We start from the raw sequence: 14,237 nt of genomic DNA, 5'->3' as shown, positions 1-14,237 counted from the left end.
GAGAGAGTAAAATTGCGAGGCATTGATCACAACCATGATTTTATCATAAAAAAAACCCACTAAAATAAATATTGAAATTAATTTTAGTGGGTTTTTAACACAAAGTTTACAACGAGACTTATTTACTTACTTTTTTACCTTCATTTGGGAGAACAATTTTTGCTTTTGAAACTAAATATTGGGAATACTCACCAATTTTCTTTTGCCTTACTTGGTTAAGAAGCTCTTCCTTAATCTCTTCATAGGTTTTAATTTCTCTGTCTCGAACACCTAAATTTTGGATAATATGCCATCCAAACTGGCTTTTTACGGGTTTTTTAGTAAGTTCATTGACAGAAAGAGCGGTTAAGGCATCTCTAAATTCTGGCACCACTCTGCTTGGCGCGATCCAACCAAGCCTCCCTCCATTTTCCGCTGAATTATCGCGCGAGTGTTTTTTTGCTAAGTCTGAAAACGGTTCTTTATTATTTAATTTTTGAACTAGATCATCAGCAAGGGCAGGGTCGTCGACCAAAATATGCCTAACTTCATACTCTTTCTTGTCTCTGCTGTAATCTTGATACGCAGAGTCTATTTCAGCTGGTGTGGGTTGGTTTTTACTTAAATAATCTTTTAATAAGGCAGTGATAAGCACCTTTTTTCTATTAATCGCGACTTCATACTCGTAATTTTTACCTTTAGCAAAACCACTTTTAGTGGCTTCTTGCACGAGAACTTCTTCTTGAACCATGGATAGTGCTAGTTTGTTTGGGTCAAGTGATTCTTGATCAACACCATTTTCCCTTAGATAGTCCCTATATCGATAGACTTCACCCTGGGTGAGAACTTTTCCGTTAATTGTCGCAACTGGTGCTTGTGGATTGAAATTGTCGGCTGGTTTTTCTACTGCTATCCCACTACTTGTTTGTAAGAATAACATAACAATTGCAAGTTGATTAATTCTATTTTTCATATAAAACTCCCATTTAGTTATTTTTTGGATGCCCCGCTTTAATGCTCAACGCATGAATTTCTTGCTTCATAAGTGAGCCAAGCGCTTGATAAATCAAGCGATGTCGTTCAATCATTGATTTTCCAAAAAAAGCTTGGCTGACTATAGACACTGCAAGGTGCGCACCTCCTTGAGATGCCCCAGCGTGACCTACATGATCTGCAGAATTATTTTCCACCAATAACGAATCAGGTGCAAAAGTATCTTGCAGTATCTCAGTTACTTTTTTAGTAATATCCATAAAAATCACTTCGAACTAATCGTTGCCCCTTTAGTATACAACCAAATCCCCTCAAATACAAGAAAGAATATATTCAAAATGATCATTCCAAATACTTTAAACCCTACCCAAAAATCAAAACTAAAGAAATAGGCAATGATAATATTAATCTCCCCTAAAAACAAGAAAAAAAACACCCAATGGATCAATACAGAGTCCCATTGATTTTTGGTAAGGTTGATTTTATTGGATAATAGCGCTTGCAGTATATTTTTTTTTCTAAATTTTAGCATCCCATACATTGCACCCGCAAAACTAAGATAGAGTACAGTTGGTTTTATTTGTAAGAAAATTGGATCGTCAAATAATAATGTGAAAACTCCCGCCACAACTACAAATAGTGTACTATAACTTAACATTTTAGGACATTGGTTTGTGCGTATTTTGTAATACAAACAAGCTAAAACCATAGACAGCATAAGCACTATCGTCGCAATATACACCCCCTTGATTTTATAAGCAACAAAAAAAAGAACTAGTGGTAAAAATTCAACTAAAGTATTTGCCATATTCTTTTGGTATAATCATAGCGTATATTTTACTGTTAAACATTGAACTCTTCCATTCACCAAACCTCACGAGTATTATCAGGTATGCGACCTACCGGCAGGTTACATCTTGGTCATTATTATAGTGTGCTTAAACATTGGGTTGCATTGCAGCATACCCAAGACTGTTATTTTTTTGTCGCTGATTTACACGCATTGACAACTGAGTATGAAAAACCTCAATCTGTTTCAGAACTAACCATTTCGATGATCTCCGAATGGATTGCGTGTGGGATTGATCCTGATCAGTGTGTTCTTTTTGTCCAATCTTGGGTGCGTGAGCATGCAGAACTACAACTGTTACTTTCAATGATCACACCTTTGTCATGGCTAGAGAGAATTCCGAGTTATAAAGATCAATTGGAAAATCAAAAAGGCAAATCTCTTGATACGCTCGGATTTTTATCGTACCCATTGTTACAAACTGCAGACATCCTTCTCTACAAAGCAAATGTAGTTCCAGTTGGCGCGGATCAAATAGCTCATATAGAATTTGCAAGGGAAGTGGCCCGAAGATTTAACTATCTATTTGGGGGTGGTGAATTATTGCAAGAAAAAACTGAGGATCTTCTAAGTGAAATGAAGCCGGTGATTCGTGAAGCGGTGCTTAAAGGCAGAAAACGCTACAGAGAATTTGGAGATTTTGAAGCGCTGCAACAAACCCGGACAATAATTTTTGAACAAACTTCATTAACGGTGAGTGATCGTGAGCGGCTACTTGGATTTTTGGAAGGGAGTGGTCAGAAGATACTTCCAGAACCAGAAGCAAGTATTTTGCCACAAGCTAAATTTCTTGGATTAGATGGTAAAAAAATGTCAAAATCAGCAGGTAATACCATATTGCTCAATGAGCATGAGAAAGGTATAGAGTATGCTTTTAGTAAAATGCCAACGGATCCAGCGAGAAAGCTAAGGTCTGATCCAGGTAATCCGGATAATTGTCCAGTATGGGAGTACCACATGGCGGTAAGCAATGAAGAAACTAAAAAAGAAATCAATTTAGCTTGTAGAAAAGCCACGATTGGTTGTGTAGATTGTAAAAAGAAAATAGCAAAATCAGTAAATCAGGATATCGCAATAATCAGAGATAAAATTATTGAACTAGAAGATAGAAAAGACACTATACGCGACATATTAAAACAGGGCACGATAAAAGCCACTCATCAAGCCAGCGAAACTATGGAGCAGATACGGGGAGTTTTTCACCTACTACAATGACTTTTAGTTCTGAAACACCTTTTGCGGTAATCAAGGGCGTTCCAATTTTGGAGATACCTAGCGATGTCTATGTACCTAGTGAAGCCCTGCAACTGACTTTAGATCATTTTTCTGGACCTATGGATTTGCTGATGTACTTAATAAAAAAGCAGAATATTGATATTTTAGATATACCAGTTGCACGAATTGCTGAACAATACGCAACCTATGTCAAAGTTATGCAAACATTGAAATATGAACTAGCAGGCGATTATTTACTCATGGCTGTATTATTAGCGGAAATTAAAACAAAAATGCTACTACCCAAACAAATTATTGATAAGGAAGAAGTTGACCCCCGATCAGAACTAGTTAGAAGAATAATTGAATATGAGAGATATAAAACTGTTGCCGAATATTTGGGTGAGTTACCAAGGCTTGAGAGGGATATCTTTTTGCCTTCTGTAGATTTTTCAAGAACGACTTTACCTAAGAAGCACCCACCAGTTGAGTTGGCTATGTTAGCTGAGGCATACCAACAAGTTTTACTAAGGCTTTCGCTAATTAAAAATTACACAATTGGAAGGGAAACGCTAACTATTCGTGATTGCACGACCATGATTATAGGAAAACTAAAAGCGCATCAAAAACAAACTTTTATTGAGTTACTTGACGCTCGGCTCGGGATTCTCGGAGTAGCGCTTTCATTTTTATCTTTGTTATTACTGACTAATCAACGCGTCGTTACAATCTCGCAGAATACCCCATACGGAGAAATTGATGTAGAATTACTTATTCAAAATTGGAGTTTGCCTACTTATACAAATACAGATGAATTGGAGATAGCTGAATGATGAGTCTTACTAAAATTGTTAAATCTCTACTTCTAGTTAGTGATAAACCGCTAACTATTGGTGAGATTGTTGAGTTACTTCCGGATCAAATAAAACAAACCGATACCAGTGAAAGCGCCGTTGAACAGAAAATTGAATTAAGAGTTAAAGAGTCAGTGATAGAACTCGTTAGTAATAACGACCATGATTGTTTGGTGCTCAAAGAAGTTGCGAGTGGATATCGGTATCAGATTGATGAGTCAATGTCTTCTAATATCTTAAAACTCTGGGAAACTAAAACCCATCGATACTCAAATGCACTTATAGAAACATTAGCGATCATTGCTTGGAAACAACCAGTCACTCGAGGAGATGTAGAGGACATTAGAGGAGTTAGCGTCTCGCAAAATATTTTTAGGGTGCTGTTAGATCGTGAGTGGGTAAAGGTTACTGGGTACAGAGAGAGTTTGGGAAAACCAGCGCTGTATGGCACTACAAAAGCGTTTTTGGATTATTTTAATTTGAAAGATATTAACGAGTTACCACCTTTACCAGAGCCGAAAACTATAGATGAACTTACTATGCGCGCCTCAGAAAAATCAGACGCACTGATTCAGCAGCCAAGTCAAGATGACCACAGCAGTGGCTAGAGCAATTTCTCGAATACTGCTTACTAATGATGACGGATATCGATCAGAAGGTATCCAAATCCTATTTCAAAAGCTATCAAAAGAGTACGAAGTCACTCTGCTTGCCCCCGATAAAGATAGAAGTGCCTGTAGTAGCTCTTTAACAACTAGAGATCCAGTGAGGGTAGAAAAGCATGGTAATTCAATTTTTTCATGTAATGGCACACCTGCCGACTGTGTTCATCTTGCGCTTTCAGGGTATTTTTCAAAAGATTTTGACACAGTGATTAGTGGAATTAATTTTGGAGAAAATTTAGGAGATGACGTACTCTATTCTGGTACCGTAGCAGGGGCTATAGAGGGAAGGTATTTGCCCTTTCCTACCATAGCAATTTCGCTGTGCGGATCTCCTCCGTCTCATTTTGATACAGCCGCCTCTATTGCAGGACAATTACTTCTAGATATCGAAAATAAATTTCACAATATTGGTAATGCGATTTTTAATGTTAATGTACCAAATCTACCTACTCAACTTATTAAAGGTGTTAGGTATACAAAATTGAGTAGGCGGGGGAAACCTCAACGCATGATTCAAAGTGAAGATGGTCGAAGTGAAAAAATCTATTGGATTGGGAGAGGAGGTGAATTGTTAGACAAACAACCGGGCACAGATTATTATGCAGTTAGTCAAGGCTATGTGTCAGTTACACCTCTCACTATTGATTATACAGACTATAGTTTACTTAATCAACTTGCCTCCCATGAGTAAGAAAAATATTTCTAATATGATCCAGTCAAGAAAATCATTAATTTCACATCTCTCAAATCATGGTATTAGTAACGCTAAAGTTCTTGAAGCGCTAGGTAGAATACCTAGGCATCAATTTGTCGAGGAGAGTTTACAAGCAAGAGCATACCACGATGTGGCATTGCCAATCGGACATGCACAAACCATTTCACAACCTTGGGTAGTTGCGAGAATGGCCGAGCTACTTTTTCTTCACTCTCAATCTGCTTACCCAGATTTAATATTTGAAGTTGGTACTGGTTCTGGGTATCAAACTGCATTACTTGCTCAGCTCACCAAACGAGTGGTTACTATTGAACGAATTTTTGCGCTTCATTCCCAAGCGCAACATTTGCTAACTTCTCTCGGAGTTGAGAATATAGAATGTCGCTATGCTTCTAGTCATCTGGCTTCAGACCATGCTCAATACGATGCGGTAATACTTTCAGCTGCAAGTGATGAGATTCCAGTAGACTTATTTAGTGTTCTTAAACCACAAGGGGTGATGATCATTCCTCTTGGCAATACAAAACAACAACTCACGGTACTTAAAAAAAATAAAAATGGAGTGGAAACCTATACCTATGAGCAAGTGGTTTTTGTGCCGTATCTAAAAGGAGAAATATAACAAATGATCTTTAAAACTTCAATGATGATTTTCTTATCTATGATTCTTGCAAATTGCTCGAATAATCAAACTTGGGATCCCTATCTGTATGTGGTAAAAAAAGGGGACAATCTATATCAAATTTCTTGGCAATTTAGAGTTTCACTAAAAGATCTCATCGCAGTGAATGGAATTAAAAATCCTGATGCATTGCAAGTTGGAACTAGATTACGAGTGAATTTTACTAAACAAGAAGTCCCACAAAATCTAGTGGTTAAGTCTATCCCTCAAAAAATGTTAAATGGCAATGCTAATACTGCCGAAGTATGGAAAAGTCCAGCCGCAGAAGGAGAGATCACCAATTCTTTTACAGGGAATAGCCCCAAAGACTATTCTGGGGTCTATTACAAATTGCCCCTTGCGTCACCAGTACGAGCTAGTGCGCGAGGTACAGTGGTTTACGTTGGTTCTGCGATAAAAGCATACGGAAATTTAATTATTATTAAACATTCAGATCGTTATTTGAGTGCTTATGGATTTCTAAAAACTATTTCCGTTGCCGAAGGTCAGCAAATAAAACAAGGGGATGTTATTGGCAATTCAGGCGCAACTATTGCAGGAGAGCCTGGGGTTCATTTTGAAATTCGTGAAGATGGTGAACCTAAAGACCCATCTCGATTACTTGGCACTACAGTTAGTTAGGGAAATAAAAGTAACTGTACTTTTCTATTCTCGCTCATAAGCACAAGATGGGTGCGACAAGCTGCGTCTGCTTTCATGCACTCAAAGCTTAACGAGCGTTGTTCAAGATAATTTTTTAATTCAAAACTTTCTTGAGGCTCACTCGAGCAACCCAGCACTACTATTGAATGCTGTAATAATAGAAGTTGATCTATTACCGCAGTGCCTTGGGTGATGCTAAATAGTTGCATTTCACTTAGTTCAGGTAACAATACCAAATCTTCTGAAGTCAATAAAAATGGATGTGTTAAAACTCTTCCCGATCGAAGTTCGACTTCACCTTTTCGATAGCGTTTAATTGTTTGTGATAGATTGGGTTGATTAAGTAGTTGCATAGTATAAAATAGTCTTCATACAATATTATAGTATGAAGAATTTTATAGGAATTGGTGTGATTGGGTACGGAGTGGTAGGTAGTGGGACTGTTGCTATGCTCTTGAAACAACAAGAGAAAATTACCCGATTGGTGGGTTTGCCTGTTCGGGTGGTAGCATTAGCCCGTAAGCAACAGATCAATCCTTTTCCTGAGCTTGATACTATTGATTTTTATCAGGATGTAGATTCAGTAATTAACCATCCAAATGTAAATATTGTGGTAGAGCTAATCGGAGGGACGAGCGAAGCAAACCGTATTGTTACTCAAGCATTACTTTTGGGTAAACCAGTCGTAACGGCCAATAAAGCGTTGATCGCAATGAATGGCCATTCTTTATTTGCTCTCGCCCGCACACACCAGACCGTCATAAAATTTGAAGCCGCAGTTGCGGGTGCGATACCAATAATTGAAATTCTACAAAGATCACTTTCTGTGAACACGATATCTAGTATTGTAGGTGTGCTTAACGGCACATGTAATTTTATTTTAAACACCATGCGCGATACAACTATTACATTTGACCAAGCACTTGCCTTAGCAAAAAAAAACGGTTTTGCTGAAGCAAATCCTGTTTTGGATGTTGATGGATCTGATACCTTGCATAAAATGTTAATTTTGGTTATGCTCACCCACGATGTTCTTATTCCATTTGAAAGCTGTAGTAGGGTCGGTATTACTGAAGTTGATATCCAAGATATACAATATGGCCAACAATATGGGTATCAACTTAAGTTACTTGCCAAATGTTTTTATGTTAATGGCGAGCTTTCAATACGTGTTGAGCCTACATTTGTAGATTCATCTTCTATGCTAGGACAATTACCAGGACCAATGAACGGCGTGGAGGTCTCAGGTAATTTTTGCGGAACTTTATTTTTTGCTGGTTCTGGGGCCGGCAGTTTTCCAACCGCCGCTTCAGTGGTCGCAGATTGTGTCTCCTTAGCAAAAGAGTTAGTCAGCGATGCCAGAATATCCAGTAGAAATCTTTTGCCCCAGCTTAGTAATCATGCAAATGATAATATAAATGCACCTTGGTTTATACGATTACAAGTGTTTGATCAGCCTGGAAGTTTAACCCAAGTTACCAATTTATTTGCTTCAGAGTCTATTAATATTGATTCTATTACACAAAATCATCAGTATGCGTGCCTAAATGATCAGGGGGTTTTCAGCGTGCCTATAATATTGATCACAGAGTGCATTTCACATAAACAATTAAATGAAATTGTAATAAAATTAGAAAAGTTATCTATCGTAACGCAGCGAGTAGTAAAATATCCAATATATAAAATACAATGAGAATTGAAATTCCTCAAGATGGTGTAGTTATACGGTGGCGGGAATACCTTGGACTGCCTCCTCAAGCAAAAGCTATCGGGCTTGGAGAGGGTAACACCCCATTAATCCACCTTGAACAGTTTTGTCAAAAGCACGAACTCGACCTTGAGTTATATGTAAAATTTGAAGGTCTAAATCCAACAGGCTCATTCAAGGACCGAGGCATGGCCGTTGCAGTTACAGAAGCGTTGCATAACGGCGCCAAAACTCTTCTCTGTGCATCTACTGGCAATACTTCAGCAGCAGCAGCAGCCTACGCAGCAAGAGCTGGGTTGGCATGTGTAGTGCTCATACCTGAGGGTAAAATTGCATCTGGGAAATTAGCGCAAGCCATTATGTATGGGGCAACTATCATTCAAATAAAAGGTAACTTTGATCAAGGAATGCAGCTCGTTAAGGAAATTTCAAGTGAACGAGATGATATTGCATTAGTAAACTCTGTTAACCCTATGCGTCTCGAAGGTCAAAAAACCGCTTCTTTTGAAATCACTACTTCATTGGGCCGAGCACCAGAATACCATGTGCTTCCTGTCGGTAACGCCGGCAATATTTCAGCTTACTGGAAAGGGTATGTTCAAGCTAAACAAATCGGTTTATCAGACAGTTTACCTCGTATGGTTGGTTACCAGGCTAGCGGAGCAGCTCCATTTATTCATGGAGCTATTGTTGAAAGCCCTGAAACTATCGCAACTGCAATTAGAATTGGAAATCCACAGTCTTGGCAATTGGCAAAAGACGCTGTCTCTCAATCAAATGGATGGTTTGGATCTCAAACAGACCAAGAGCTAATTGCAGCCTTAAAATATCTTTCAGAATCTGAAGGGATTTTTTGTGAACCAGCTTCTGCGATCAGTATAGCAGGCGTTATTGAATCATATAAACGAGGCGTGATAAAAAAGGGCGCAACAGTAGTCTGCACATTAACTGGAAATGGCTTAAAAGACACTGCCATAATCGATCAATATGACTATAAAAATCGTATTGCAGTGGTAGAGCCTGAGTATCATCAGATAGTCTCAAGATTTTGACTGCCCAATAATTTATAATTTCTCAATAAGAAAAGTAGTTATTTTTTTTAGTATCTGATTAATAGATTGATCGCCATTTATGACTAAATATTTAGTTCCATGATCTTTACATAAAGATTTGTAATATTTTGAGAGTGGTTGAGTTTCCTGATAATATACTTCTAATCTTTTTTTAATTGTCTCTGGTGTGTCATCTACCCGTTGGGAGAGTGGCTCACCTGTAATATCATCAGTAAAGGGTATTTTTGGTGGATTAAAGGTTGTGTGGTATGTTCTTCCTGAAGGTGAGTGAATCCATCTTCCTTCTAGTCTGCTATGAAGCGTTGCGTCACTTATATTAATTTCAATCACTGCGTCTAACACACAGACAGTGCTATGGAGTGCTTGTGCCTGTCCGACAGTCCTAGGAAAACCGTCAAGAAGATACCCATCATCATACTGCTTTTGTTTTAGCTCTTTGTTCATAATTTCAATAATAAGAGAGTCTGGTACCAGCGCTCCTGATGCCATAATCGCACTTAAGTTTTTTCCTAATTCACTGCCACTTCGTGATTCTTTTCTTAGAATATCACCGCATGAAACCTTAACTATCTTTAAGGTTTGACAAAGCAGATCTCCCTGTGTTCCTTTACCAGCACCAGGAGGTCCAAGCAGTAATATTTTATAGCCACGATTTCGGATTAATTTTTTCTTAACTTTAGGAAATAAAAATTGTTGATAATCACCGACGCCATCTTTAAAATGACTAAAAGCCTCTCCTTGTATCAAAGGGCTCAAGTATTTTCTGCATTGATTGGTGATAGTAAACCCATCGCTAGATATAAATGTAAGAGGCATCTTTTTTTCTTGATTAGCAATTTTGGATAGGTGTACACTGCTAACGCCCCAACGGTATGGAGTATTACTTTTTCTGACGATAATTGGCATTTTTCCAGAAATTCCTTGGCAAACCATACGGACAGCCTCTTGACCTAGTGCTTTTGCATGGATCAAATCAATATTTGAGGCAACATGCCTGGCTGATCTTTGCAGGTAATCAGCAATAGCGGTGTGGCATTTAAGGTGCAATTTACTTTCAATTAATTGTTCAATAAAGTTACCTGCTCCACCAAGCTGATGATGACCAAACGCATCCTTTGATAAATGCGTGCTTACGAATTTTCCTTGATCGTCGCGTACCCCTTCAGATACCACTACAGATACATATCCAAATTCTTTAATTTTTTCTGATACTGCGTTGAGAAAAGAACTTTGATTGAATGGTATTTCAGGAAATAGAATTAGTAATGGGACATTAAGTTGTTTGGTTTGCGCCAATCCAGCACTTGCAGCAATCCAACCAGCGTTTCTACCCATGACTTCAAGAATAAAAACCTTAGTTGAGCTTTTATGCATTGATGCTAGATCTAGTGAAGTTTCTTGTGTGCTTACTGCAATGTATTTTGCAACTGATGCGAACCCAGGTGAACAATCAGTAAATGGTAAATCGTTATCAATAGTTTTTGGAATATGCCCCACCTTCAACGGATAGTTTCTTAACTTAGCAGCCTGCTCAATTTTAAAACTTGTATCCGCGCTATCTCCGCCACCGTTATAAAGAAAATACCCAATATTATGAGCATCAAAAACTGTGAGCAATCGATCAAAAGACTTTTCATTTTTACTTGGGTCTATTAATTTAAATCGGCATGAGCCAAATACCCCCCCAGGGTTATTGCTGAGTCTTTTAATGACCTTTTCTGGTGTTTTTGTAACATCGACGAGTTGTTCGTCAAGCGCACCTAAAATACCATATTGCCCACAGTAAATTGACGCAATGTTTTTTTCTTTACGGGCTTGAAGGATAACTGCTTCTGCAGTTGCGTTAATTACAGATGTTACTCCTCCAGATTGGGCATAAAATAAGTTTTTTTTCATGAATGCAAGTTCCTAAGCTAGGTATCCAGCTAATAGTATAATAGCAGATAGAGTGTCGATTTACCATGCAAAATAATAATTTTGAAGAACAGACTATTAGAACAGTTATAAATGAAATTGTAGCTATAGGCATACTTGGAATGGTGATAGTATTAGCAATTAGCCTATTTTCGTTCTCTCCTTGCGATTCAAACTGGCTTACCACAACCGGGGAAAGATCAGTTAGCAATGTTTTTGGCAAAATCGGAGCATCCCTGTCTCACGCGCTTTACTTCTCTTTTGGTTTTTTTGCCTGGGGCTGGGTGATTTTGTTTGGATTGATCGGGGTGGGTAAATTACGAGGTGGATTGCAAAAAGAATATCTAAGTCGCGTTGAACAGAAATACGACCTAACTTTTGCAAAATCGCTATGGTTTCAACTTGCCACTGGCGCAATAACAATTTTTTGTCTAAGTGCGCTTGCGGCGATGCATGTAAAAACTATGCCCGACTATCTGCCAAATGAAAGTGGTGGAGTAGTGGGTCTTTTTGTCGCCAAGGTTAGTATAGCAATGTTTAATGAACTCGGCGCAACTGCGCTACTCTACTTTCTGGCGATAACCTCAGCTATGTTATATAGTGCCATGTCATTTTCAAAACTTACGTATTTTGTCGGGCATCACCTAATTCGTTTATATACAATATTACTTCAACGATATCAAAAACAAACAATTCCTAATGATTACCCTGAGACTCAAACATTTCGTGAGCCATTTACTTATGTTGAACCTGAGCCAGCCCCAATTCCAAATACCGAACAATCACATCCGCAATCAATCAATCAACCTGCCACCCCTCAAGCTCAATCCATACCAATACAAAAAACATTAGTCTTAGAGAAAAGCTTTATGGCGACGGATCAAGAAAAACCAAAGTTCTTAGTCCCGCCAATAACATTGATTCATGGTGGAGATAATATTAAAGTGCAACAAAATCAAGTTATGCTTGAAAAATTTTCACGGTTGGTTGAAATGAAACTAAAAGAATTTGGTGTAGAAGCGACTGTTGTGGCTTTAAAATCTGGCCCAGTCATCACTCTATTTGAATTAGACTTAGGTGCTGGCATTAAGGCAAGTAAGATCACAGGCTTAGAACGAGATTTAGCCCGCTCACTATCGGTTTCAAGTATCCGTGTTTTAGAAGTTATTCCTGGAAAATCTGTAATTGGACTAGAAGTACCCAATCCTACTAGACAATCGGTTTATTTGTCTGAACTTCTTGCATCGGAATGTTACCAAAATAGTAATGCATTGTTACCTTTAGCGTTAGGTAAAGATATTAGTGGAAATCCAGTGGTTTCTGATTTAGCTGAAATGCCCCATCTATTAGTTGCTGGAACCACAGGATCGGGAAAATCAGTAGGGATAAATGGTATGTTGCTGTCTATGCTTTTTAAGCGATCCTCGAGTGAGTTACGCTTAATTCTAGTTGATCCCAAAAGAATTGAGTTGGGTATGTACGACGGGATACCTCATTTACTTACCCCAGTAATTACAGATACTGGTCAAGTGCTCTCTGCACTGCGCTGGTGCGTAATGGAAATGGAATCACGGTACAAAAAAATGGAACTATATAAAGTTAAGAGTATAAAAAGTTACAATAGTAAATTAAAAGAAAGTCCGCTAGAAAATTCGAGCGACGAAGAGCCACTACCATATATCGTGCTTGTGATTGATGAGTTTGCTGATATGATGCATCAAGTTGGAAAAAAAGCCGAAAGTTATATTGTTAGCTTAGCGCAAAAAGCTCGCGCTTGCGGCATCCATCTAATCTTAGCCACACAAAGACCAACTGTGGATGTTATTACTGGGTTGATCAAATCAAATATACCATCAAGAATTGCATTTCAAGTCTCTTCTAAGTTAGACTCAAGAACTATACTTGAGCAAGGAGGAGCCGAACAGCTACTTGGAAAAGGCGATATGCTTTTTATGCGTTCTGCAAACTTAATACCTGAACGGATCCATGGTCCATATGTGAGTGAAAATGATGTTGAGGCGGTGGTTGGTTACTTACGGGAATTAACAGGCGGGGCTATGTCTTACGAAGTTGTATTACCATCGACAGAAGAAGGAGGAGACCAGCAACCATCCGGTTCGACAGAAAATTTTGGAGAAGCCCATTATCAAGAGGCATTAGAAATTGTTAAAACAACTAAACGAGTATCGGTCTCATATCTACAACGAAGATTGCGATTAGGATATAACCATGCGGCTAGATTGATTGATATAATGGAGAAACAAGGATTAGTAACCCCACTTTCATCAAACGGTAAACGAGAGTATATTGGACCAGAGTGATGCGCAAATTAATTATTATATGTTGCATGTTTACTGCAACTGTATTCGCTGAACCAATCGACGAGTTTGTACGATTACTGACCAAATTTTCCAACACTCCGAAACTTCAAACACAATTTACCCAGCAAACCAATAATACACAGTCAGAAATCCAAAGAGGGGTATTTTATTTTGTTTCTCCAGACCAGTTTAAATGGGAATATACCTATCCTTATGAAATGAGCATTTTCAGTTACGATAACGCACTTTATATCTATGATAAAGTTCTTGGCCATCTCACTATAAAAAATATCAACGAAGAGAATCTAGGCCCAACTTCAATTTTAACTCAAAAATCAGTATCGCAAAAAAAACTTCAGTCATTATTTTCTAAAATAACGTATCATAAAGACAATCAAGGGCACGCACAATTCACTTTAATACCTGCGTCTAGTGAAACTCTTTTTGAGTCATTGCTGGTTACATTTAATCTCAATGAATTTCCAAAACAGATAGCGTGGAAAGATAGTATAGGTGGTGAGCATGCGATAAACTTCATCTCTATTGTTACAAATAAAATGTTACCAAAAGATTTGTTTTTACCCCCCCACACAAAAAACCTTGAACTCTATGATATGCGGTAGTCT

15 protein-coding genes are annotated in these 14,237 nt (G+C 38.2%); 10 read left to right on the top strand and 5 right to left on the bottom strand.

The features are described 5' to 3' along the window. Window positions 1–118 precede the first annotated feature (118 nt). The 3 genes from QM538_01310 to QM538_01300 are packed head-to-tail and all read right to left on the bottom strand — an operon-like array spanning window position 119 to window position 1,780. A complete protein-coding gene (locus QM538_01310) occupies window positions 119–952 on the bottom strand; it encodes a peptidylprolyl isomerase (protein ID MDI9347128.1) in 834 nt (277 codons plus the stop codon). 13 nt (window positions 953–965) lie between these two features. Continuing rightward, window positions 966–1,232, bottom strand: coding sequence for a BolA family protein (locus QM538_01305; protein ID MDI9347127.1), 267 nt, complete (start codon window positions 1,230–1,232; stop codon window positions 966–968). A gap of 5 nt (window positions 1,233–1,237) precedes the next feature. Continuing rightward, window positions 1,238–1,780 carry an inner membrane-spanning protein YciB gene (locus tag QM538_01300; GenBank protein ID MDI9347126.1) on the bottom strand — a complete coding sequence of 181 codons (543 nt, stop codon included), beginning with the start codon at window positions 1,778–1,780 and terminating at the stop codon, window positions 1,238–1,240. Window positions 1,781–1,822: 42 nt separating this feature from the next. Here QM538_01300 and trpS point away from each other — a divergent pair, with 42 nt between their 5' ends. The 6 genes from trpS to QM538_01270 are packed head-to-tail and all read left to right on the top strand — an operon-like array spanning window position 1,823 to window position 6,574. Continuing rightward, the gene (gene trpS, locus QM538_01295) at window positions 1,823–3,037 is read left to right on the top strand and encodes a tryptophan--tRNA ligase (GenBank protein ID MDI9347125.1); all 1,215 of its coding nucleotides are present in this window, start codon (window positions 1,823–1,825) and stop codon (window positions 3,035–3,037) included. After that, window positions 3,034–3,870, top strand: a complete 837-nt coding sequence (locus QM538_01290; protein MDI9347124.1) for a segregation/condensation protein A — start codon at window positions 3,034–3,036, stop codon at window positions 3,868–3,870. Before trpS ends, QM538_01290 begins: the two co-directional genes overlap by 4 nt. Next, the gene (gene scpB, locus QM538_01285) at window positions 3,867–4,499 is read left to right on the top strand and encodes an SMC-Scp complex subunit ScpB (GenBank protein ID MDI9347123.1); all 633 of its coding nucleotides are present in this window, start codon (window positions 3,867–3,869) and stop codon (window positions 4,497–4,499) included. The genes QM538_01290 and scpB overlap by 4 nt, the downstream gene beginning before the upstream one ends. Further along, window positions 4,480–5,247, top strand: coding sequence for a 5'/3'-nucleotidase SurE (surE, locus tag QM538_01280; GenBank protein ID MDI9347122.1), 768 nt, complete (start codon window positions 4,480–4,482; stop codon window positions 5,245–5,247). The genes scpB and surE overlap by 20 nt, the downstream gene beginning before the upstream one ends. Window positions 5,248–5,263: 16 nt before the next feature. Beyond that, window positions 5,264–5,893 carry a protein-L-isoaspartate(D-aspartate) O-methyltransferase gene (locus tag QM538_01275; GenBank protein MDI9347121.1) on the top strand — a complete coding sequence of 210 codons (630 nt, stop codon included), beginning with the start codon at window positions 5,264–5,266 and terminating at the stop codon, window positions 5,891–5,893. Between the two features lie 3 nt (window positions 5,894–5,896). Further along, a complete protein-coding gene (locus QM538_01270) occupies window positions 5,897–6,574 on the top strand; it encodes a peptidoglycan DD-metalloendopeptidase family protein (protein MDI9347120.1) in 678 nt (225 codons plus the stop codon). Here QM538_01270 and QM538_01265 read toward each other — a convergent pair. Next, entirely contained in the window at window positions 6,571–6,948 is a 378-nt protein-coding gene (locus QM538_01265) for an MTH938/NDUFAF3 family protein (protein ID MDI9347119.1), read from the bottom strand. The genes QM538_01270 and QM538_01265 overlap by 4 nt on opposite strands. Window positions 6,949–6,980: 32 nt before the next feature. Between QM538_01265 and QM538_01260 the strand changes: the two genes are divergently transcribed. Both QM538_01260 and thrC read left to right on the top strand, forming a co-directional pair. Next, complete coding sequence (locus tag QM538_01260; GenBank protein MDI9347118.1) at window positions 6,981–8,288, top strand: homoserine dehydrogenase; 1,308 nt, start codon at window positions 6,981–6,983, stop codon at window positions 8,286–8,288. Continuing rightward, window positions 8,285–9,355 (top strand): threonine synthase, encoded by a 1,071-nt coding sequence (gene thrC, locus QM538_01255; GenBank protein ID MDI9347117.1) that lies wholly within the window; start codon window positions 8,285–8,287, stop codon window positions 9,353–9,355. Before QM538_01260 ends, thrC begins: the two co-directional genes overlap by 4 nt. Window positions 9,356–9,367: 12 nt before the next feature. Here the strand turns inward: thrC and QM538_01250 are convergent, their stop codons facing one another. Then, window positions 9,368–11,272 (bottom strand): nucleoside monophosphate kinase, encoded by a 1,905-nt coding sequence (locus QM538_01250; GenBank protein ID MDI9347116.1) that lies wholly within the window; start codon window positions 11,270–11,272, stop codon window positions 9,368–9,370. A gap of 65 nt (window positions 11,273–11,337) precedes the next feature. Here QM538_01250 and QM538_01245 point away from each other — a divergent pair, with 65 nt between their 5' ends. Both QM538_01245 and QM538_01240 read left to right on the top strand, forming a co-directional pair. Beyond that, a complete protein-coding gene (locus QM538_01245) occupies window positions 11,338–13,611 on the top strand; it encodes a DNA translocase FtsK 4TM domain-containing protein (protein MDI9347115.1) in 2,274 nt (757 codons plus the stop codon). A 26-nt stretch (window positions 13,612–13,637) separates the two neighbouring features. After that, complete coding sequence (locus tag QM538_01240) at window positions 13,638–14,234, top strand: outer-membrane lipoprotein carrier protein LolA (GenBank protein MDI9347114.1); 597 nt, start codon at window positions 13,638–13,640, stop codon at window positions 14,232–14,234. Window positions 14,235–14,237: the final 3 nt, after the last annotated feature.

Source organism: Candidatus Methylacidiphilales bacterium (assembly GCA_030054035.1).
GTDB lineage: Bacteria > Pseudomonadota > Gammaproteobacteria > JASGCS01 > JASGCS01 > JASGCS01.
Note: the sequence above shows the minus strand (reverse complement) of the source record. Positions and strands in the feature narration are given on the sequence as shown.

Coding starts and splice junctions, on each gene's coding strand:
- QM538_01245 (MDI9347115.1), top strand. CDS start 11,338: ATGCAAAATAATAATTTTGAAGAACAGACTATTAGAACAGTTATAAAT.
- QM538_01275 (MDI9347121.1), top strand. CDS start 5,264: ATGATCCAGTCAAGAAAATCATTAATTTCACATCTCTCAAATCATGGT.
- QM538_01300 (MDI9347126.1), bottom strand. CDS start 1,780: ATGGCAAATACTTTAGTTGAATTTTTACCACTAGTTCTTTTTTTTGTT.
- QM538_01305 (MDI9347127.1), bottom strand. CDS start 1,232: ATGGATATTACTAAAAAAGTAACTGAGATACTGCAAGATACTTTTGCA.
- QM538_01250 (MDI9347116.1), bottom strand. CDS start 11,272: ATGAAAAAAAACTTATTTTATGCCCAATCTGGAGGAGTAACATCTGTA.
- QM538_01260 (MDI9347118.1), top strand. CDS start 6,981: ATGAAGAATTTTATAGGAATTGGTGTGATTGGGTACGGAGTGGTAGGT.
- scpB (MDI9347123.1), top strand. CDS start 3,867: ATGATGAGTCTTACTAAAATTGTTAAATCTCTACTTCTAGTTAGTGAT.
- QM538_01240 (MDI9347114.1), top strand. CDS start 13,638: ATGTTTACTGCAACTGTATTCGCTGAACCAATCGACGAGTTTGTACGA.
- QM538_01265 (MDI9347119.1), bottom strand. CDS start 6,948: ATGCAACTACTTAATCAACCCAATCTATCACAAACAATTAAACGCTAT.
- QM538_01270 (MDI9347120.1), top strand. CDS start 5,897: ATGATCTTTAAAACTTCAATGATGATTTTCTTATCTATGATTCTTGCA.
- QM538_01290 (MDI9347124.1), top strand. CDS start 3,034: ATGACTTTTAGTTCTGAAACACCTTTTGCGGTAATCAAGGGCGTTCCA.
- surE (MDI9347122.1), top strand. CDS start 4,480: ATGACCACAGCAGTGGCTAGAGCAATTTCTCGAATACTGCTTACTAAT.
- QM538_01310 (MDI9347128.1), bottom strand. CDS start 952: ATGAAAAATAGAATTAATCAACTTGCAATTGTTATGTTATTCTTACAA.
- thrC (MDI9347117.1), top strand. CDS start 8,285: ATGAGAATTGAAATTCCTCAAGATGGTGTAGTTATACGGTGGCGGGAA.